The 20,420-nt window shown below is 66.4% G+C and carries 20 protein-coding genes; 10 read left to right on the top strand and 10 right to left on the bottom strand.

Annotated features, from left to right (window positions below):
- Both AC5Y30_RS23380 and AC5Y30_RS23375 read right to left on the bottom strand, forming a co-directional pair.
- Positions 1–992, bottom strand: a 992-nt coding sequence (locus tag AC5Y30_RS23380) for a dihydrodipicolinate synthase family protein (RefSeq protein WP_499921384.1), incomplete at its 3' end; no start/stop codon positions are given.
- A gap of 43 nt (positions 993–1,035) precedes the next feature.
- Entirely contained in the window at positions 1,036–1,833 is a 798-nt protein-coding gene (locus tag AC5Y30_RS23375; RefSeq protein ID WP_499921382.1) for an SDR family NAD(P)-dependent oxidoreductase, read from the bottom strand.
- Between the two features lie 193 nt (positions 1,834–2,026).
- Between AC5Y30_RS23375 and AC5Y30_RS23370 the strand changes: the two genes are divergently transcribed.
- Positions 2,027–2,839 (top strand): TetR/AcrR family transcriptional regulator, encoded by an 813-nt coding sequence (locus AC5Y30_RS23370; protein ID WP_499921380.1) that lies wholly within the window; start codon positions 2,027–2,029, stop codon positions 2,837–2,839.
- A 19-nt stretch (positions 2,840–2,858) separates the two neighbouring features.
- Here AC5Y30_RS23370 and AC5Y30_RS23365 read toward each other — a convergent pair whose 3' ends face one another.
- Both AC5Y30_RS23365 and AC5Y30_RS23360 read right to left on the bottom strand, forming a co-directional pair.
- Entirely contained in the window at positions 2,859–3,767 is a 909-nt protein-coding gene (locus AC5Y30_RS23365) for an enoyl-CoA hydratase/isomerase family protein (protein ID WP_499921378.1), read from the bottom strand.
- On the bottom strand, positions 3,764–4,459 hold the full coding sequence (locus AC5Y30_RS23360) for a hotdog family protein (protein WP_499921376.1): 696 nt from the start codon (positions 4,457–4,459) through the stop codon (positions 3,764–3,766). Before AC5Y30_RS23360 ends, AC5Y30_RS23365 begins: the two co-directional genes overlap by 4 nt.
- A gap of 122 nt (positions 4,460–4,581) precedes the next feature.
- On the opposite strand from AC5Y30_RS23360, the gene AC5Y30_RS23355 reads away from it, so the two are divergent.
- The 6 genes from AC5Y30_RS23355 to AC5Y30_RS23330 are packed head-to-tail and all read left to right on the top strand — an operon-like array spanning position 4,582 to position 11,574.
- On the top strand, positions 4,582–5,403 hold the full coding sequence (locus tag AC5Y30_RS23355; protein ID WP_499921374.1) for an enoyl-CoA hydratase/isomerase family protein: 822 nt from the start codon (positions 4,582–4,584) through the stop codon (positions 5,401–5,403).
- 15 nt (positions 5,404–5,418) lie between these two features.
- Positions 5,419–6,231, top strand: coding sequence for an enoyl-CoA hydratase/isomerase family protein (locus AC5Y30_RS23350; RefSeq protein WP_499921372.1), 813 nt, complete (start codon positions 5,419–5,421; stop codon positions 6,229–6,231).
- Positions 6,222–7,016, top strand: coding sequence for an enoyl-CoA hydratase/isomerase family protein (locus AC5Y30_RS23345; protein WP_499921370.1), 795 nt, complete (start codon positions 6,222–6,224; stop codon positions 7,014–7,016). Before AC5Y30_RS23350 ends, AC5Y30_RS23345 begins: the two co-directional genes overlap by 10 nt.
- On the top strand, positions 7,016–8,485 hold the full coding sequence (locus tag AC5Y30_RS23340; RefSeq protein ID WP_499921369.1) for a class I adenylate-forming enzyme family protein: 1,470 nt from the start codon (positions 7,016–7,018) through the stop codon (positions 8,483–8,485). Before AC5Y30_RS23345 ends, AC5Y30_RS23340 begins: the two co-directional genes overlap by 1 nt.
- Positions 8,475–10,043, top strand: coding sequence for a class I adenylate-forming enzyme family protein (locus AC5Y30_RS23335; protein WP_499921367.1), 1,569 nt, complete (start codon positions 8,475–8,477; stop codon positions 10,041–10,043). Before AC5Y30_RS23340 ends, AC5Y30_RS23335 begins: the two co-directional genes overlap by 11 nt.
- Positions 10,036–11,574, top strand: coding sequence for a class I adenylate-forming enzyme family protein (locus AC5Y30_RS23330; RefSeq protein ID WP_499921365.1), 1,539 nt, complete (start codon positions 10,036–10,038; stop codon positions 11,572–11,574). Before AC5Y30_RS23335 ends, AC5Y30_RS23330 begins: the two co-directional genes overlap by 8 nt.
- 63 nt (positions 11,575–11,637) lie before the next feature.
- Here the strand turns inward: AC5Y30_RS23330 and AC5Y30_RS23325 are convergent, their stop codons facing one another.
- The 5 genes from AC5Y30_RS23325 to fabG are packed head-to-tail and all read right to left on the bottom strand — an operon-like array spanning position 11,638 to position 16,700.
- Positions 11,638–12,330: a GntR family transcriptional regulator gene (locus AC5Y30_RS23325; RefSeq protein ID WP_499921363.1), complete on the bottom strand. Its 693-nt coding sequence runs from the start codon at positions 12,328–12,330 to the stop codon at positions 11,638–11,640.
- A 4-nt stretch (positions 12,331–12,334) separates the two neighbouring features.
- On the bottom strand, positions 12,335–13,528 hold the full coding sequence (locus tag AC5Y30_RS23320) for an acyl-CoA dehydrogenase family protein (protein ID WP_499921361.1): 1,194 nt from the start codon (positions 13,526–13,528) through the stop codon (positions 12,335–12,337).
- A gap of 18 nt (positions 13,529–13,546) precedes the next feature.
- Positions 13,547–14,746: a CoA transferase gene (locus AC5Y30_RS23315; protein WP_499921360.1), complete on the bottom strand. Its 1,200-nt coding sequence runs from the start codon at positions 14,744–14,746 to the stop codon at positions 13,547–13,549.
- Positions 14,743–15,969 (bottom strand): acetyl-CoA C-acetyltransferase, encoded by a 1,227-nt coding sequence (locus tag AC5Y30_RS23310; RefSeq protein WP_499921358.1) that lies wholly within the window; start codon positions 15,967–15,969, stop codon positions 14,743–14,745. Before AC5Y30_RS23310 ends, AC5Y30_RS23315 begins: the two co-directional genes overlap by 4 nt.
- Positions 15,966–16,700, bottom strand: coding sequence for a 3-oxoacyl-ACP reductase FabG (gene fabG, locus AC5Y30_RS23305; protein ID WP_499921402.1), 735 nt, complete (start codon positions 16,698–16,700; stop codon positions 15,966–15,968). The genes AC5Y30_RS23310 and fabG overlap by 4 nt, the downstream gene beginning before the upstream one ends.
- Before the next feature lie 128 nt (positions 16,701–16,828).
- Here fabG and AC5Y30_RS23300 point away from each other — a divergent pair, with 128 nt between their 5' ends.
- The 3 genes from AC5Y30_RS23300 to AC5Y30_RS23290 are packed head-to-tail and all read left to right on the top strand — an operon-like array spanning position 16,829 to position 19,327.
- Positions 16,829–18,001: an acyl-CoA dehydrogenase family protein gene (locus tag AC5Y30_RS23300; protein WP_499921356.1), complete on the top strand. Its 1,173-nt coding sequence runs from the start codon at positions 16,829–16,831 to the stop codon at positions 17,999–18,001.
- A 28-nt stretch (positions 18,002–18,029) separates the two neighbouring features.
- Positions 18,030–18,851, top strand: a complete 822-nt coding sequence (locus AC5Y30_RS23295) for a mycofactocin-coupled SDR family oxidoreductase (RefSeq protein WP_499921355.1) — start codon at positions 18,030–18,032, stop codon at positions 18,849–18,851.
- Between the two features lie 47 nt (positions 18,852–18,898).
- A complete protein-coding gene (locus AC5Y30_RS23290) occupies positions 18,899–19,327 on the top strand; it encodes a pyridoxamine 5'-phosphate oxidase family protein (protein ID WP_499921353.1) in 429 nt (142 codons plus the stop codon).
- A gap of 4 nt (positions 19,328–19,331) precedes the next feature.
- Here the strand turns inward: AC5Y30_RS23290 and AC5Y30_RS23285 are convergent, their stop codons facing one another.
- Positions 19,332–20,408, bottom strand: a complete 1,077-nt coding sequence (locus tag AC5Y30_RS23285) for a phosphotransferase family protein (RefSeq protein WP_499921351.1) — start codon at positions 20,406–20,408, stop codon at positions 19,332–19,334.
- Between the last annotated feature and the right edge of the window lie 12 nt (positions 20,409–20,420).

Here is a 20,420-nt window from a genome sequence, read left to right as displayed (position 1 = left end):
CCCAGGCGTTCATACGCGCCTTCGATTTGGGCCTTCGCCTCGGCGGGTAGTTCGGCTTGCGGGGGCCGCGAATGGGGGTACGCACCGATGGGCAGGCCAAGTAGCGACGCAGCGTATTTGAACGCGCCGCCCCAGTGGGTGAAGTAATCCGCACGGCCCGGGTAGCAGGTCCACCAAGACCCGATGTCGAGGTCGAACTGGTCCAGGCCGGACGCGCGGCCATAGTCCATCGCCTCGACGAGTTTGTCGCTCTGCACCAGATCCCAGTATTCGGAGAACAATCGCCGCGTAGGCGTTTCGAAAAGGTAACCCGACGTACCCAGCTGCGCCGGACAGACGATCCCGTCGCGCAGCCAGCCTGCGCGGTACACCGTCTTGTCGCATTCCCACACCGCGAGGCCAGGTGCCAGTTCATGCAGCATCCGGCTGCTCGCCGGTCGGAAGGCGCCCTCTTTGGTGGCGCACACCGCGGGAACCTCGTGGTAGATCCGGGCGCTCTCGGCCGGCGTCAGCACGTAACCCGAGGACGGCGAGTTGAACATGCCCAGCGCTATATTCGTGCGCGTCGCCACGTATTTGAAGAAGCGCAGCACGCCCTCGCCGCCATGCGCCTCCATCATCGGCGTTTGGATATAGGCGATGTCAGCGCCCGCCTCCTGAGCGTGCAGCGTCAAGTCCACGCAGTCCTTGGCCGACATGGCCGCCGTGCACGCCTGCACCACCACGTCGGGATTGATACTGCGCGCCTCCTCGACGGCCACCTCCAAAAGGCGTCTGCGTTCGTCGAGGGTCAGCGACCAGAATTCGGCGATTCCGCTGGTGCACCACAACATCGGATGCCCGAGGTCGCCGACACAGTAACGGACCAGCGTCCGGTAGGCGTCCCAGTCGATATCATCGCCGTCGGTGCCGCAGAACGGCGTGTAGAGGGAGTCACCGATCCCCCGCAATGCGCCGGGCGCCCACGCACGCGCCTCCGCTGCCGTAGCCAAAGCCGACTCCTTTTGTCTGCCAATCGATTTCTTCGACTTATCCTCAAGTGAAGTCTGAACCACCATCGACATTGATGTTGGCTCCGGTCATGTAGGAGTTGCGCCGCGAGGCCAGGAAGGCGGCGACTGGGCCGATTTCGTCCGGCAGGCCCGCCCGCGGCAGGTGCGCGGGATGACCGAAATGCTTGGCGATGGCCTCCATCAGGGCGTAGGGGTCGTTGCCGTCGACCCCCACCGACTTCGCCCAGCCCGCCAGTGATTCGGATGCGATGCTGCCGGGCGACACCACGTTGACCAGGATCTCGTCCTTGGCCAGCGACAAGGACAGGTTCTTCGAAACGCTCGTCAGCATCGATTTCGCCGCCGTGTAGGCGGGCAGCATCACACTTTGACGCTGAGTCGAGTGCGCCGAGAAGGTGACGATCCGGGCCCATTGCGCCTTTCGCAGTAACGGAAGCGCCGCACGCACGCAGCGCACCATCCCCAGCACGCCGTCTTCTACGGACTGACGCCACTGGTCGTCGGTCAGATCTTCGAACGTGCCCGCGGCGCCCGGCCCCACCGTGACCACCAGCGCATTGAGCTCACCGTCCCATCGCTGCGCGAGCTCCCCGAACACCGCGCCGACCGCTTCGTCGTCCCCGATGTCGGCGGTCAGCCCTACCGCATCCGGGCTGCCACGCCGCGTCAGATCGGTCACCGCCGCGTCGAGGGCGTCTCGACTACGGCCGACGACCGCCACCCGGGCACCTTCGTCGGCGAAACAGCGTGCCGTCGCCAATCCCATACCGCGGCTACCACCGACTACCACCGCAGTGGCATTCGCCAGCCCTAGATCCATTGCGTAATCCGTAGCTCTAGCCTGGTCATTTTCGCCTGTCCAGCCGATTTACCAAAAAGCCTACGATAGGTATTACAGTAGCAGAGGAAGAATGCGACACGAAGGCGTATACGCAGGTCAGATGAGAAAGTGCCGGTAAATTCGATATTACCGGCGGTACGGTCGGCAGACCGAATGAACGAAACAGATTTTGATGGAGGTGCCCGTAGTGGCAAAACAGGCAACCGCCGATAAGCGCCAGCGACGCGAACGCGGGTCCATCAATCCCGACGACATCATCAGCGGCGCATTCGAACTCGCGGAGCAGGTGTCGATCGACAACTTGAGCATGCCGCTGCTCGGCAAACATCTCGGTGTCGGCGTGACGAGCATCTACTGGTACTTCCGCAAGAAAGACGACCTGCTCAACGCGATGACCGACCGCGCCCTGAGCAAGTACGTGTTCGCCACTCCCTACGTCGAGGCCAACGACTGGCGCGAGACGTTGGCCAACCACGCGCGCTTGATGCGTAAGACGTTCATGGGCAATCCAATTCTGTGCGACCTGATTCTGATTCGGGCGGCCCTGTCCCCGAAGGCGGCACGGATGGGTGCCCAGGAGATGGAAAAAGCGGTCGCCAATCTGGTGGAGGCCGGCTTGTCACCGGAGGACGCGTTCGACACCTATTCGGCGGTCTCGGTGCACGTGCGCGGTTCCGTGGTGCTGCAACGGCTCTACGAAAAGAACCAGTCGTCGGATATCGGACCGCGCGCCATCGAGGACGCCGTGTCCATCGACCCGGAAAAGACCCCGCTCCTTGCTCAGATCACCCGTATCGGCCACCGCATCGCCGCGCCCGACGAGCCGAATTTCGAGTACGGCCTCACCTGCATCCTCGACCACGCCGGCCGGCTGATCGAGGAAGGGAAAGCGTCGAAAGGCGCCAAGGCAGCGCCATCACGACAGCGCAAGCCCGCCAAGTCCGCTACGACCCGGGGCAGAAGCAAGGCGGCAGCGGCTCGCTGACCCCGTCCGAAACCCTCTGTCAGCCTTCGGGTTCCGGGACGTGGAAGTGCTCGTCGCGTAACCGAAACGCCTCCCGGGCACCGTGTTGCGCACGGGTTTTGACGAAGTTGAATTCGTCGGGCCCGAATTGCAGGTTGGTGCCGAAGGCGTGGAACAGATAGCTGGCGACCTCTTCGCCCTGGTACGCCTGGCTCTGCTCGACGAGCCGGAATGCCTCCTTGGCGATGACGACTCCATCGGCGGGCATCTTCGCCGCCTTCTCCGCCCAGTAGCGTGCCCGGTCCGTCACCGCGCCGGGCGCGCACGTGTCGGTGAAGATTCCGAGGTGTTCGATCTCGGCCGCCTCGATGATGTCGCCGGTCAGCAGCAGCCGCCGGGCCAGCACCGGCCCGAGGCGGTGAAAGAACATGTGCAGGCTGCCCAGCGCGGGGCCCAGGAATCGGGTTGCGGGCATGCCGATCTTGGTGTCGCGCGCGATGACCGAGATGTCGGTCATCAACGCCATCTCGAACCCACCGCCGAGCGCGTAGCCGGCGATCTCCCCCACCGTTACCTTCGGGAAACCCATGAAATTGTGATAGAAGCCAAAAGACTTGCGGTCCACGGTAAGTCGTCGGCGTTGGCTGGGGCGACGTTTGGCGGCCCGGTCGTCGGCGGCCGCCTGGTCGGGTGCCGCGGACGAGCCGTACCAGCCGTAGGCGTTGTTCATGTCGGCTCCGGTGGAAAAGACCCCCTCGGCGCCACGCAGTAACACCACCGTGAGGTCGTCGTCCTCGGCCACCCGGTCCAGACAGCGGGCGACGGCCTCGCGCATCGCCGCGTCATAGGAGTTGCGTTGTTTCGGGTTGTTCAGCGTGATGGTCGCGATGCGCCGGTCGGGATCGACGTCGAAAAACACTCGATCGTCTGAGGTGCTCGAGGCGGTCATGTGTCGGACTCCTTTCGGCGCCTGCCGAATCGCGTTCCGGCAAGCCTTTCCGGCAGTGACGCCAACGTGTTGACCTCACCGGTACACAGGACTTCGCCGTCGAGCAGCAGCCGCCCGGTGGAAGTGATGCCGCGTTCGCCCTGGGATCGGGTGATGTCGAATCGCAGCTCGGTCAGCACCGGTGTCGGCCGGCGGAAAGTGACGGCCAAGGATCGCGTTTTGCCGGAGAGGCCGGTGACGCAGTTGTGATGTTGAATGACGCAGTCGAAGAAGACGCCCAGGAACCCGCCGTGCACCAGTCCGGGCGGACCCTCATATATCAGCGGGAACTCGACAGTGCCCGTTGCATTCTCGGCGTCGAGCTGGTCGAACCGGTATTCGGGAAAGCACGGGTTGTACGCGCCGATGTCGGTGGCGTGGTTGAGGTAGACGCGCCGGGGGTCGTCGGGCAATTCGCCGATGCGCGGTGCGTTGTCCGCCGGCGCCGCGGCCGCCAGTTCGCTTTCCCACTCGGCGAACTTCTGCAGCATGGCGTCCACCGCGCGGTGCGGATGCTCGAGGGATACCAGCAACGAGCTCAGGCGCCGCATGGCGGCGGCCGCGGCCACCGTCTGGGCAAGCGGAGCCTCACCGAATCGCGCGCCTCCGTTGCTCGTCGACGCCCGTGCGGCATGCCCCTCCGACAAGGTCATCGTTCCCTCTTTCACCCCGGGTTGTTCCGCAGGCAGCGTATCCTTGCTAACTTATACAGCGTATCAATCGTATTGCCTACTGTATGGGTAACCGTATCGGCGGAGAAAGGCCGGATTCGACGGTGAGTCAGGGGGCCGACACGGCCGGTGCCGAGGGTTCGGTAACAGCGCACCGCGACGGTGCGGTGTTGCTGGTGACTATCGACCGCCCAAGCCGGCGTAACTCGTTGACACAGTTGATGATCGGGACGTTGGTCGACGCGCTCACCGATGCCGCTGCCGACGACTCGCTACGCGCCGTCCACATCCGCGGCGCGGGCGATCACTTTTGCGCCGGCGCCGACTGGGTGGCCGCCAACAATCCGGCCGCTCAGCGTCCCCGCGCCGGTGATCTGGTGCGACGGATCCCCCATGCCGCTCACCGGGTGATCGAGCTCCTCGCAAGCATCCAGCTGCCGGTGGTGTGCAGCGTGCGGGGCTGGGCGGTGGGATTCGGCTGCAATCTGGCCCTGGCCGCCGACTTCACGGTGGCCGCCGACGATGCGGTGTTCTGGGAGCCCTTCATCGACCGTGGATTCAGCCCGGACTCGGGATCCACCTGGCTGCTGCCCCGGCTCGTCGGCTTGGCGCGGGCCAGGCGCATGCTGCTGCTCGGTGAGAAGGTGAGCGCGCCGGATGCGGCCGACTGGGGGCTGATTCATCAGACGGTAAGCGGTCCGGACCTCGACCACGCAGCCAAGGAGCTGGTGGGCCGACTCGCCTCCGGTCCGACGGCCGCGCTCGGCCTGGCCAAACAGGCGTTGAACTTCGGCCAGCATGCGACGCTGAGCCAGTCGTTGACCCAGGAGCTGTTCAACCTGGAGTTAGCCTGCAGGACAAGAGATTTCAAGGAAGGCCTGGAAGCCTTCAGGCAGCGACGGGCACCGAAGTTCGATGGCCGATGATCGAAGGGATGATCGATGCCCACTGAGTCATTCGACACCATCAAGTACGACGTCGATGGGCACACCGCGACTATCACCCTGAACCGTCCGGACGCCCTCAATGCTCTCAGCCCGCACATGATCACCGAGCTGCGCGCGGCCTACGACGAGGCCGAAAACGACGACAACGTCTGGCTCACCATCGTCACCGGCACCGGCCGGGCCTTTTGCACCGGCGCCGACGTCAAAGAGATTCCGGAAGACGGCAAGGTGATCTACGAGCGGCCATATCTGTCGACGTACGACCAGTGGGAGGCGCCGCAGGAGGGCACGCCGCCGTTTCGCGCCATGGCCAAGCCCGTGCTGACCGCCGTGAACGGAATCTGCTGTGGCGCCGGGATGGATTGGGTCACGACGACGGACATAGTGATCGCTTCCGAGCAGGCGACCTTCTTCGATCCGCACGTCAGCATCGGGCTGGTGGCCGGCCGGGAACTGGTGCGGGTGTCTCGCGTGTTGCCCCGCTCGATCGCGCTGCGAATGGCCTTGATGGGCAAGCACGAGCGGATGGGCGCGCAACGCGCCTACGAGCTCGGGCTGATCAGCGAAATCGTCGAACACGAGCGTCTGCTCGAGCGTGCCCACGAGATCGCGGACACCGTCAATTCCAATGCGCCGCTGGCAGTCCGGGGCACCCGGCTGGCGATCCTTAAGGGGCTGAACGTTCCGCTGCACGAGGCGGAGATACTCGCCGAGACGTTCCGCGAGCGTGTGCTGCGTACCGAGGACGCGCAGGAGGGTCCGAGGGCTTTCGTCGAGAAGCGCAAACCGAACTGGCAATGCCGATGACCTTCGAAACCATTCTGCTCGAGGTGGACGCGCACGACCATGTCGCCACCATCACGCTGAATCGCCCCGATCAGCTCAACGCGTTCAACCGCACCATGTGCGAGGAAATGGCCCGCGCGTGGCGCACGGTCAAGCTCGACGACGCGGTGCACGCGGTGGTGTTACGCGCCGCCGGCGATCGGGCGTTCAGCGCCGGCCTGGACATCAAGAAGCCGTACGGGCAGCCCGAAAACATCTGGCACCACGAGGATCCCGGAGAAGCCCTGAGCCCAAAGTGGCAGAAGATGTGGAAGCCCGTGGTCTGCGCGGTCCAGGGCATGTGCACCGCGGGCGCGTTCTACTTCGTCAACGAATCCGACGTGGTCATCTGCTCCGAGGACGCCACGTTCTTCGACTCTCACGTGTCGGCGGGCCTGGTCTGCGCATTGGAACCGATCGGCCTGATGCGCCGCATCGGCCTGGGCGAAACTCTGCGCATAGCACTGATGGGCAACGACGAACGCGTCAGCGCCGACACCGCGCTGCGCATCGGGTTGGTCTCCGAGGTCGTCGCCGCTGACCAGCTCTGGAGCCGCGCCCACGAGATCGCGGCGACCATCGCGGCCAAGCCGCCGACCGCGACCGCGGGGACGGTGAAAGCGATTTGGGAATCCCTGGACAAGCCGTACCGCGCCGCGATGGAGCAGAACCTGATCTACACCCGGCTGGGGAACCCGCTGGGCATCGCCGAGCTCGCAGCTCAACGCGATTCCCAAACCCGGGTGGGTAAACCGGAGATTCGCTGATGTCGCGCCACCCACTGGTTCAACGCATCGCCGAAGTTCTTGCCCTACAGCCGGACTCGCATGCCATTGAGTATGGCGGGCGGTGGATCTCCTGGGCCCGGGTGGCCGCAGCGGCACAACGCATCGCCGCCAAAACCTGCGGAGCCGAAGTCGGGATGCTGCTCCGCAACCGGCCGGGACACGTGGCCGCCTTTCTGGGCGTGCTGCTGAGCGGCGGAACGGTGGTGGTCATCAACCCGTCGCGCGGGGACGAGCGCACCAAGAACGACATCGTGGGGCTGCGGCTTCCGGTGATCGTGGGCGAGCGTGCCGATCTGACGGCGCTGGTACCCGCGGGCACGCCGACCGTCGCGATTTCGGGTCTGTTGGATGACGACGACGCAATCGCGCCGTCCGCTCGCGAAGGCGGTCCCCCGTCCGGCGTCGCGGTGCGCATGTTGACCAGCGGCACGACGGGGCCACCCAAGCGAATCGACCTGAGTTACGACATGCTGGCGCGCAGCGTGATGGGTCCCGAGCCCGAGCAGGCGGCGTCGCCTCAAGGGCTGCGCCGCGGCATCGCGATCGTGAACTCACCGCTGGTTCACATCGGCGGGGTGTTCCGGGTGCTGCAATGCGTCGCCGAGGCACGACCGTTCGTGCTGTTGGAACGTTTCGAGCTCAACGCGTGGGCCGAGGCGGTGCGCAAGCATCGCCCCCGCGCGGCGTCGCTGGTACCGGCCGCGTTGCGAACCGTGTTGCACTCCGATGTTCCGCGCGCCGACCTGGCAAGCCTGAAGGCCGTCACCTGCGGGACGGCACCGCTGTCGGCCGAGGATGCCGATGCCTTCACCGAGAAGTACGGCGTGCCGGTTTTGACCTCTTATGCGGCAACCGAATTCGGTGGTGGCGTGGCGGGCTGGACACTTTCCGACCATCAGCGGTACTGGAAGACCAAGCGAGGCAGCGTCGGCCGGGCCAATCCCGGCGCTGGGCTCAGGGTGGTCGCCGAAGACGGAACCCCTTTGGGCCCGGACGAAGTGGGCCTGCTGGAGGTAAAGCCGGGCCAGCTTGGGCCTGCCGCGCAATGGATGCGGACCACGGATATGGCGCGGATCGACGACGACGGGTTTCTCTGGATCGTCGGGCGCGCCGACCAGGCGATCATCCGCGGCGGTTTCAAGGTGATGCCGGATGACGTTCGCGCCGCATTGGAGAGCCACCCCGCGGTGGCCGGCGCGGCGGTGATCGCCCGACCCGACGAGCGGCTCGGCGAGACACCGGTCGCCATGGTCGAGCTACGCGAGCGGGCCCACGCCGACGCCGAGGCGCTGGTGAAGTACCTGCGAGAGCGGCTGGCGGGTTACGAGATACCCACCGAGATCGCGATCGTCGACACCATCCCCCGGACACCATCGGGGAAAGCCGATCTTGGTGCGATACGAAACTTCTTTCGCCAGCCCGCGATCCAACGCGACCATGCCCGTTGAATCATTGACGGTCGGCGAGCTGCTGCGGAGGCAAGCCGGTTCGCGCGGCGACCACCCGTTCCTGGTCTGCGACGGTGACCGGATCAGCTACGCCGAGACCGATTTCCGTTCGGCGCGGCTCGCGCGCGGTTTGGTTGCTCTCGGCGCCGGCAAGGGCACCCACGTGGGGCTGCTCTATCCGAACGGGTCCGACTTCGTCGTCGGGATGGCGGCCGCGGCGCGAATCGGTGCCGTGCTGATTCCGTTCTCCACCTTCGTCACCGGCCGCGAGCTGCGCGAGCAACTTGTCGATAGTGACGTGGAGATCCTATTGACCGCCAGGTCTTTTCGTTCTCACGATTACCTGCAACGCCTGTGCGAAATTCTCCCGGACGCCGACCTCAGCTCCCGCTTGTATTGTGCGACAGCACCGCAACTGCGTCACGTCGCGGTAACGCACGAGACCGTAGCTGGGCGCGCCGACACTGTCGATCCGGCATTGCTGGCGGCGCTGGAAGATGATGTCGCGGAATGCGATCCGATGGCGATCGTGTACACGTCAGGCTCCACCAGCTGCCCGAAGGGGGCGGTGCACACCCACGGCGCCCTGCTCGCGCATCAACAAACCCTCAACAGGGTCCGGGGCTTGTCCGCCGACGACAGGCTGTTCTGCAATTCGCCGTTCTTCTGGATCGGTGGATTCGCGTTCGGCCTGCTCGCGACCTTGGTGGCCGGATCGACCTTGGTGTGTTCCAACGCCGAAGATGCGGGCGCGACGCTCGATCTGCTGGAGACCGAGAAGCCCACCATGACCAACGGTTTCGCGGCGGGGGTCGCCCACCTGGCCGACCATCCGAGCTTCCCCCAGCGCGACTTGACCTCGATGCGGCGCGGCAACCTGTACCCGATCATGGCTCCCGATGCCCGCCCGGTGGACCCAGAACTTCGGCACAACATGCTGGGCATGACCGAGGCAGGCAGCGTGGTGCTGATCGGCGATGACGAAGCCGACCAACCCGAGCACCGGCGCGGCTCGTTCGGCAATCCGGCACCGGGCGTTGAGACCAAAGTCGTCGACCCCGACACCGCGGCCATCAAGCCGGTCGGCGAGGTCGGCGAGTTGTGCATTCGCGGACCGTGCCTGATGCAGCGCTATTACCGGCGCAGCCGCGAAGAGTGTTTCGATGCCGACGGTTGGTTCCACACCGGCGACTTGGTGCGCGTCGATGCCGAGGGATTCGTCTATTTCCTCGGCCGGCTCCGCGCGATGATCAAAACGGGGGGCGCCAACGTCTCGGCGGCCGAGGTGGAGAAGGCCATCAGTAGGGTCACCGGCGGAGCACCGGCTTATGTGATCGGCATTCCCGACGCCCGGCGCGGGCAGGTCGTCGCCGCGGTGGTTGTCCAGCCCGACGGTGCCACGGATTTCGACGAAGCCGCACTGGTCGCGCTGCTCAAAACGGAGCTGTCCGCGTACAAGATTCCCAGGCGGTTCCTCGCCCTGCGCGGCGCCGAGGTTCCGCTGCTGTCCAGTGGCAAGGTCGACATGCGCCAACTCACGGAACTCTTCGATGCCTAGCACCATCGACGAGCTGGTGCGGTTGCGGGCCCAACACGATGCTGACACGCCGATGGTGATCGATCCCACGTCCCGCATCAGCTACCGCGAACTCGACTCGACGACAGGCGATTTGGCCGCCACCTTCATCGAGGCTGGCGTGGTCAAGGGCACCCGGGTGGGGCTCATCATGCCCAACAGCACCCGCTGGGTGCAGATCGCCATCGCCCTGACCCGCATCGGCGCGGCGCTGGTACCACTGAGCACCCTGCTGACCGCCGCGGAGCTGGCCGCGCAACTACGGGCGGCCGCGGTGCAATTCCTGCTCAGCGTCGAGGAGTTCCGCGGACACCGCTACCTGGACGAGCTCAAGACCACGCGCCGGACCGAACTTCCCGCGTTGCGGGCGGTCTGGTCGGTCGACCGACTCGAAAAAGCCTGCCCGGGCGAGCGGGTCCGCAACATCGTCGACCCCATGACAGCGACGGTCACGCCCGCCGACCCGCTGGTGATCATGTTCACCTCCGGCAGCAGCGGACCACCCAAAGGAGTCATCCACTCGCACGGCAGCGCGCTGGGCGCTGTGCAGTCGGGCCTTGCGGCTCGCTGCATCGCCTCTGGTACCCGCCTGTATCTGCCGATGCCCTTCTTCTGGGTGGGCGGCTTCGGCAGCGGCATACTCTCCGTCCTGCTGGCCGGCGCCACCATGGTGACCGAAGAAATCCCGCGGCCGCAAACCACCCTGAGACTGCTGGAAGACGAACGGGTCACGCTGTTTCGCGGCTGGCCGGACCAGGCCGAGGCGTTGGCGCGGCACGCCGGCGAGGTCGGCGCCGACCTCTCGGCCCTACAGCCGGGAAGCCTGCAGGCCCTGTTACCGCCCGAGCGGCGCGCCCGGCCCGGCGCGCGAGCCGCGTTGTTCGGTATGACCGAGGCCTTCGGGCCGTACTGCGGTTATCCCGCCGATACCGACATGCCCGCCTCCGCGTGGGGCAGCTGCGGAAAACCCTTTCCCGGCATGGAAGTCCGCATCGTCGACGCCGACAGCGGCGCGCCGATAGCGGCCGGCGCCACCGGCGTGATCCAAATCCGCGGACCGCACACGCTGCGCGGCATCTGCGGGCGCACCCGCGAGGACCTCTTCACCGCCGACGGCTTCTACCCCACCGGTGACCTCGGCCACCTCGACGACGACGGATTCCTGTTCTACCACGGGCGATCCGACGACATGTTCAAAGTCAGCGGCGCGACCGTCTACCCCAGCGAGGTCGAGAGCGCGCTGCGCACGATCGACGGCATCGACAACGCCTTCGTCACCAATGTTCCCGGCGCCGCGGGCAATCGGGTGGGCGCGGTGGTGGTGTGCCGAGGGGTGACCGCCGATCGGTTGCGCGGCTGCGCGCGAACTCTGTTGAGCGCCTTCAAGGTTCCGACGGTGTGGCTACTGCTGGAATCCGATGAGGACGTTCCGCGCGGTGGCACCGGCAAGGTCGACATCCGTCGACTGCGCGAGATGTTGGCAGACGAGGCTCAGGGCCCGGCACGTTGTTGATCCACGACACCTTGCCTGGTACCCAGGCGCGCGCGATCAACAAGAGATACCGCCGGGGCGGCTTCAGGAAGACGTCGGACCGCCGACGTCGGCCACCACTCCGCGTGCGACGAGGTGATCGATCAGCGGCACCGCCCCGGCGGCAAGGTGTTCCGACATCGCCGCGCGGGCGAGCTTGGCGTCGTGCTTTTTCAGCGCGGACAGGATCCGGCGATGGTCGTGCATCGATTGCTCTGGCCACCCCTCGATGGCGGGGAACACGGATTCGGGGGCATACCGGGTGATCTGTGACATCAGCTGCGCGAGCTTGGGCGAGTCCGCCGCGACATTGATGGCCCGGTGAAACTCGTGATTCAGCCGCACGGTGCGTTCGTGTTCATCACCGGCGTACGCATCCTCCAGTTGTGCTTGGATCTCCTTGAGCTCGTGCAGTTGCTCGTCGGTGATGTTGAGCGCCGCCCGCGCGGCCAACTCGCCACCGACATGCGCCTGCACATTCGCCACATCGGTGACGTCGCGTCCGGTGACCGGCAGCACCACAAAGCCACGGCGGGGCTGCTGGTTGATCAGGCCTTCGGCGCACAGCGCGAACAGCGCCTCACGCACCGGTGTGACGCTGATACCCAGCTCCGCGGCCAATTGATCCAGCCGGACGTACGATCCGGCGGCGTACGCCCCGTCGAAGATCCGCCGGCGGATGAGGCGCGCGACGTCCTCGGAAAGTTGAGGCCGCGCAGCGAATTCCGGAACGCTCATCTGCTTACACCTGATACTCGGCGAGCAGTCGCTTGCTGATGATGTTCTTCTGGATCTCGCTGGTGCCCTCGCCGATGAGCAGGAAAGGCGCGTCGCGCATCAGCCGCTCGATTTCGTATTCCTTGGAATAGCCGTAACCGCCGTGGATCCGGAAGCTCTGTTGGGTGACTTCGGTGCAATATTCGCTACACAGGTATTTCGCCATCCCGGCGGCGACGTCATTGCGCTCACCCGAGTCCTTCAAGCGCGCCGCGTTGACCATCATCAGGTGTGCGGCTTCGACTTTGGTCGCCATCTCGGCCAATTGGAACGCGATGGCCTGATGCTCGGCGATCGGCTTGCCGAAGGTCTCGCGTTGTTGCGCGTAGCGCACCGCGAGCTCGAACGCGCGAATCCCGAGGCCGCACGCGCGGGCCGACACGTTGACCCGGCCGACCTCGATGCCGTCCATCATCTGGAAGAAGCCCTGGCCGGTGCTGCCGCCGAGCACGTCGCCGGCGCCGGCCCGGTAGCCGTCGAAGATCATCTCCGTGGTTTCGATGCCCTTGTAGCCCAGCTTCTCGATCTTGCCCGGAATGCGCAGTCCAGGAACGACTTCCCCGAAACCCGCCGGCTTCTCGACCAGGAACGCGGTGAGGTTGCGGTGCGGTTTGTCCGACCCTTCGTCCGTGCGCACCAACACCGCCACCAGCGTGGCAGTGGCGCCGTTGGTCAGCCACATCTTCTGGCCGTCGATGGTGTAGGTCCCGTCGTCATTGCGGCGCGCCCGGGTGCGGATCGCGGCCACGTCGGAACCCAGCTCCGGCTCCGACATCGAGAAGGCGCCCCGCGTCTCACCGACCGCCATCCGCGGCAGGAACCGCTGCTTCTGCTCGTCGGTGCCGTGCTGACGCAGCATGTAGGCCACGATGAAATGCGTATTGAGCACGCCGGACACGCTCATCCAGCCCCGCGCCAGCTCCTCGACACACAGGGCGTACGTCAACAGCGACTCACCCAGCCCCCCGTACTCCTGCGGAATCATCAGGCCGAACAGGCCCATCTCCCGCATCTGGTCGACAATCGCCTGCGGGTAGGTGTCGGCCCGTTCCAGCTCGGCCGCGTGGGGAATGACCTCCTTCTCCACGAATTTTCTTACGGTAGCGACGATCTCGGTCTGCACCTCGGTCAAGCCGAGCGTTTGGGCGAGTCTGGTCATGTGCTGCGTTTCCTTTGCTCAGCAGGCGATCGTCTTGGCGGTCGTCAGACGCTCGATGTCGGCGGCGGTCAAACCCAACCGCGCGAGGATGTCGGCGGTGTCCTGCCCCAGGGCGGGCGCGGGCGCGCTGGCCGGGTGTGTGCCGTCGAACGCGGCCGGCAGCCCGGGGGCGAAGTATTCGCCGAGACCCGGTTGCCGCAATCGCGAGAACAGAGGATTGCCAGTCACTTTCGGACCCGCGGCCACCTCGGCGAAGGTGCGGTACCGCTCGAACAGCACCGTGGTGCCTGACAGCGCGATGGTGATCTCGTCGGCGGTGTGAGCGCTGAACCAGGTGGCGAACAAGCTGGAAAGCACGTCACGGTAGCGGTAACGATCGCCCTCGGACCCGAAATCCGCGCCCAGCGCCTCGGCCAGCGCCGACACCGCGCCGTCGGTGCCCGTCACCGCAAGCAGGTCGCGAAAATGCCGCCCCGTCAAGGTGACCACCATGAACCTGGCCCCGTCACTGCTGAGAAAGTCCTGCCCGTACTGGCCGTAGATCGCGTTACCCAGCCGTTCGCGTTGTGTCCCATTGACTTGCGGCTCGGTCAGCAACCCCAAGTTGGCCGCGGTGGCCAGGGCGACATCCTCCAACGCCAGGCTGATCCGGGCCCCCGCCCCGGACCGCTCGCGGTGGCGGACGGCGGTGACGACGGCGAGCGCGGCGTACAGGCCGCAGCACACGTCCCAGGCCGGCAGCACGTGGTTGATCGCTCCGCCATGATCGGCCGGACCGGTGACGAGCGGATAGCCGAGACCCGCGTTCACCGTGTAATCCACTCCAGTGGATCCGTCACCGCGCCCGAGTAGCTGCACGTGAACCACGTCGGGGCGCTTGGCCGCCAGCACCTCGTGGCTGAGCCAGGACAATCCCGCGGCGTTGGTCACCACGATGCCGTCGCCCTCGATGATGAGCCGCTGAACCAGTTCGTGGCCTTCCGGGGACCGCAGATCGATGGTGGCCGAACGCTTCCCCTTGTTCAGGCCGGTCCAATAGATCGAGGTGCCATCCGCCGCCAGCGGCCACCGTTGCACATCGGATGCGCCGCCGATGGGGTCGACCCGGATGACTTCTGCGCCGAGCTGACTCAGCGTCATACCGCACAGCGGGGCGGCGACGAAACTCGACACCTCCACGACGGTGAGGCCGTCCAGTGGCAACGCCGAACCGGTCATCGCGACGTGACCCGTTCGAAGACGGCCGCCAGGCCCTGGCCGCCGCCGATGCACATGGTCTCCAGTCCGTAGCGCGCCTCGCGGCGATGGAGTTCGCGCGCCAAGGTGGCCAGCATCCGGCCGCCCGTCGCGCCCACCGGATGGCCCAGCGATATCCCCGAACCGTGCACGTTGGTCCGCTCGTGATCGGCGGCGCCGAACTTCCACTCCCGCATCACCGCAAGCGCTTGCGCGGCAAAGGCTTCGTTGAGCTCGATGAGGTCGATGTCGGATAGCTGCAGGCCCGCCTTGGCCAGCGCCACCTCGGTCGCGGGCACCGGGCCGATGCCCATGACGTCGGGTGCGACCCCCGCCACGCCCCACGACACCAGACGCACCAACGGCTTGAGGCCGTATTCGTCGGCCTTCTCCGGGGTGGTGACCACGCACATCGAGGCCGCGTCGTTCTGCCCACTGGCGTTGCCGGCGGTCACCGTCGCCTCCGGATCATCCTTCAGCAGAACGGGTTTGAGCTTGCCCAGCGACTCGACCGACGTGTCGGCGCGCGGGTGTTCGTCGGTGTCGATGATGTCGTCACCCTGTCGACTGCGGATGATCACTGGAATTATTTCCGAGGCCAGGACTCCGTCCTTCTGCGCGGCGACGGCACGCTGGTGGGATCGCACCGCCAGCTCGTCTTGCTCCTGGCGTGAAATGCCGTACCGGCGGCGCAGATTCTCGGCCGTCTCCAGCATTCCGCCCGGCACCGGGTAGTTCCGGCCGCCGGCGGTGGTGCGTCCCCGCGCCAGCCCGTCGTGCACCTGAACGCCGTTGCGGGCGCCGCCCCAACGCATGTCGGTGGAGTAGAAGGCGACGTTGCTCATGCTCTCGCAGCCGCCGGCGACGACGAGGTCGTTGTCCCCCGCGGACACCTGCAGGCACGCCTGGATCACCGCCTGCAGGCCCGAGCCGCAACGCCGATCGACCTGCATGCCCGGAACCGTCACCGGCAGACCGGAATCCAGCGCCACCACGCGCCCGATCGCCGGCGCGTCGCTGTTCGGATAGCAGTGGCCCAGGATCACGTCCTGCACGGTGTCGGGCGCCAGCCCGGTCCGTTCGAGCAACCCCTTCAGCGCGGTGACGCCGAGGTCGACGGCGCTGCACGCCTTGAACATTCCGCCGTAGCGGCCGATCGGGGTCCGGACGGGTTCACAGATGACGGCCTGGCGCGTCGCGCTCATAGGTGGCGGCCGCCGGTGATTTCCATAACGGTGCCCGTCATGTACGACGACAGGTCGGACGCCAGGAACAGCGCCACGCTGGCGACCTCGCTGGGCTCACCGGCCCGGCCCAGCGGCACCTCGGCGACCTTGGAATCCCAAATCCGTTGCGGCATGGCCTCGGTCATGGCCGAACGGATCAGGCCCGGGGCGATCGCGTTCACCCGGACGCCCAGGTAGGCCAGCTCTTTGGCGGCCGCCTTGGTCATGCCGACGATGCCCGCCTTGGCCGCGGAGTAGTTGGTCTGGCCGATCATGCCGACCTTGCCGGACACCGAGGACATGTTGATGATGGAGCCGCGCTTGTTTTCGCGCATGACGGCGGCGGCCAACCGGGTGCCGTTCCAGGTCCCCTTCAGGTGCACGTTGATCACCTGATCGAACTGCTCCTCGGTCATCTTGCGCATCGTCGCGTCCCGGGTGATCCCGGCGTTGTTGACCATGATGTCCAGGCCGCCGAAACGCTCGACCGCGGTCTGGATCAGGGTTTCGACGTCGGCCGACCGGGTGACATCGCACCGAACCGCGATCGCGACATCGTCGCCGCCCAGCTGCTTGGCCACGACCTGGGTTTCCTCGAGGTTCACGTCGCCGAGCACGACTCGGGCACCCTCGGCGACGAAGCGCTCCGCGATGGCCAGACCCAGCCCTTGCGCTCCGCCCGTGATTACCGCGGTCTGACCTGTCAACATCGCCACCTGGATCACACATCCTTCACTGTCGTCGCCTCCACCGGGCACCCGTAAGGCAAATATCATATTTGATATAGGATCCTGCCCTGAACCGGGGTGTCCCGGATCGAGAGAGGAGTGTGGAGCCCATGGCCGCCGCCGAAGCCGCTGAAGTCTCCGACGAGGACTTCCGCGAGATCCTCGCTCAGACAAGGCAATTCGTCCGCAGCGCCGTTGTCCCGCGCGAGCAGGAGATTCTCGACACCGATCGCGTTCCCGACGACCTGCGCGACGAGGCCAAGAAGATGGGCCTGTTCGGCTACGCGATTCCCCAGGAGTGGGGCGGCCTTGGCCTCAACCTGATGCAGGACGTCGAGATGGCGATGGAGTTGGGCTACACGTCGTTGGCGCTGCGTTCGATGTTCGGTACCAACAACGGCATCGCCGGACAGGTGTTGGTGGGGTTCGGCACCGACGACCAGAAATCCCGTTGGCTGGAGTCGATCGCGTCCGGCGACGTCGTCGCCTCCTTCGCGCTGACCGAACCGGGCGCCGGATCGAACCCGGCCGGCTTGCGCACCAAGGCCGTTCCCGACGGGGATGGTTGGGTCATCTCCGGGCAGAAGCGCTTCATCACCAACGCGCCCGTCGCCGATCTCTTCGTGGTGTTCGCACGCACCCGGCCGGCCGACGACCAGGGCCCGGGCATCGCCGTGTTTCTGGTTCCCGCCGACGCCGCCGGGGTGGAGGTGGGCGCCAAGGACGCCAAGATGGGCCAGGAGGGCGCCTGGACGGCGGACGTGAACTTCACCGACGTCCGCGTCGGCCCGGATGCGCTCGTCGGCGGCAGCGAAGACCACGGGTACCGGGCGGCCCTGACGTCGTTGGCCCGCGGGCGGGTGCACATCGCCGCCCTGGCGGTGGGCGCCGCTCAACGCGCGCTCGACGAATCCGTGTCGTACGCCGCCACCGCCACGCAGGGCGGGACGCCGATCGGAAGCTTCCAGTTGGTGCAGGGCATGCTCGCCGACCAGCAGACCGGCGTGATGGCCGGCCGTGCGCTGGTGCGCGAAGCCGCTCGGCTGTGGGTCGCCGACGAGGATCGCCGGATCGCGCCATCAGCCGCCAAGGTCTTCTGCACCGAAATGGCCGGCAATGTCGCGGATCTCGCGGTGCAGATTCATGGCGGCACGGGTTACATGCGGGGCGTTGCCGTCGAGCGCATCTACCGCGATGTGCGCCTGCTGCGGCTGTACGAGGGCACCAGTGAAATTCAGCGGTTGATCATCGGATCGAACCTCGTCAAGGCCGCGCAGCGATGAAAGTGGCCGGACCCAACAGAGGAGAACTATGAGCGGCAAGCTGGCCGGAAAAGTGGCATTCATTACCGGCGCGGCGCGCGGCCAGGGCCGGGCGCACGCGGTGCGCATGGCCCGCGAAGGCGCCGACATCATCGCCGTCGATATCGCCGGCAAGCTGCCGTCGTGCGTGCCCTACGATCCGGCGACCCCCGGCGACCTGAGCGAGACCGTGCGCCTGGTCGAAGCGGCGGACCGACGGATCATCTCGTCGGTGGTCGACACCCGCGACTTCGACGGTCTGCGACAGGTGGTCGCCGACGGCGTCGCCGAGCTGGGCCGGCTGGACATCATCGTCGCGAACGCCGGGGTCGCGGCTCCGCAGGCGTGGGACGACATCACCCCGGAGAACTTCCGCGACGTGATGGACATCAACGTGACCGGCACCTGGAACACCGTGATGGCGGGCGCGGACAAGATCATCGAGGGCGGCCGCGGCGGCTCGATCATCCTGATCAGCTCGGCGGCCGGCATGAAGATGCAGCCGTTCATGATTCACTACACCGCCAGCAAGCACGCCGTCACCGGGCTGGCGCGGGCCTTCGCCGCGGAGTTGGGCAAGCACTCGATCCGGGTCAACAGCGTTCACCCGGGCCCGGTCAACACCGCGATGGGCTCCGGCGACATGGTCAACGCGGTGGGCAAGACCATGGAGACCAACCCGCAGCTGTCGCACGTCCTCACGCCGTTCCTGCCGGACTGGGTCGCCGAGCCGGAGGAGATCGCCGATACCGTGTGCTGGCTGGCCAGCGACGAGTCGCGCAAGGTCACCGCCGCACAGATCCCGGTCGATCAGGGCTCGACGCAGTACTGATCGCGTTACCCGGGAATAGCTCCACGGTCGCGGCGTTTGCACTCGTCATGAAAGCCTTCAGTGAAACCGAGCGCCAGGAGTTCCTCGCCGACAAGCATGTGGCCGTGCTGTCCGTCGCCGCCACCGAAGGCCGGCCGCCGGCCAGCGTCCCGATCTGGTACGACTACACCCCCGGCGGAGACGTCCGGATCATGACCGGGGCGTCCAGCCGCAAGGCCCGGCTCATCACCCAAGCGGGCACCGTCACGCTGGTGGTTCAGCGCGAGGAGCCGCCGTATCAGTACGTCGTGGTGGAAGGCACCATCGTCGAGACCACCAACCCGGCCCCGGCCGACCTACAGGAATCGATCGCCATCCGATACCTCGGCGAGGAAGGCGGTCGCGCGTTCGTGCAAAGCATGGAAGGCGTCGAGGAGGTGCTCTTCACCATCCGGCCCGACCGCTGGCTGAGCGCCGACTTCACCGGCGACCTCTGAGGCCTCAGCCGATTAAGTCGAGCGTCCCCAGCTCGCGGATCGCCTGGCAGCCGCGGCTGAGCATGGCCAGCACCATGTCGTCGCCACGCTCGGTGGCCGCGGCGAATGCGAAACCCAGCGCCGAGATCAATGGTGCCTGCAACACCCCGAGCCGATAATCGCGCCAACATGTTTCGCGGTCGTAGCCGCCGACGCCGCCGGCCGTCAACGCCCGGTGATAGTCGGTGACGAGCTCTTCTTCGATGTCGGCCCGCAGTTGCGAACTGAGACTGGTCGCGGTGAAGTAGGCGAGATCCCGGCCCGGCAAGCCCACGCCGAGCGTCTGCCAGTCGACCACGCTGACCCTGGTTCGTTCGGGATCGAACAGCAGGTTGTCCAGCCGATAGTCGCCGTGCAGCAAGGCAAACCGGTCGTACTCGGATAGCAGCCACGGCGCGATCGAACCCATTGCCGCGCTGAAGGTGTCGCGGTCTTCCGGGCTCATCCGATCGCCTAGCTTCTCCAGGGTGATGTCGGCGCTCATCTTGGCCACCTCGCCCATCCCGTTCGCGCCGGCCTCATCCGGCCGACCGAACGCGATGCCAGGAAAATCGAGCCAGACGGGATCGCACCAGCTGGGCGCGTGCAGCCCCGCCAGCGCCGTAACCGCAAGGCGCGCTTCGGTTTCGCCACACCCGATGAGCTGATCGCCCTGCACCGCCGGCGCCTGGTCGGCGAGCAACAGGGCGAACTCCATTGCATCATCGGTGATCTCGGAATAGAAGCACCGTGGCGTCGGCACTCGGACCCGATCCACCACCGAGGAGTAGAACGCGCATTCGCTGCGATAGCCGATCACCACCCGGTCACGCACCGTGTCGTCCTGGGCGGGCAGCTTGATCACGAAGGTCTGCGGCAGGTCGCCGGGATCCGTCGCATAGCGAGCGGTAACCCGGTAGGTCGCGCCGGTTTGTCCCGTCCCGATCGCGACCACGTCCACGTCGGCGACCTCGACGGGTGTGCCGCCGCCAGACAGCGCGGCCGACAACCACTGCGGGGTCACGTCGCCGGGATAACGCGGTATCGACAACACAGCACTCATAAGCGGCACGCC

The sequence above is a fragment of the Mycobacterium sp. NGS27 genome, from assembly GCF_059813005.1.
The sequence above is the reverse complement of the archived record's forward strand: the minus strand, read 5'-3'. Positions and strand labels throughout refer to the sequence as shown.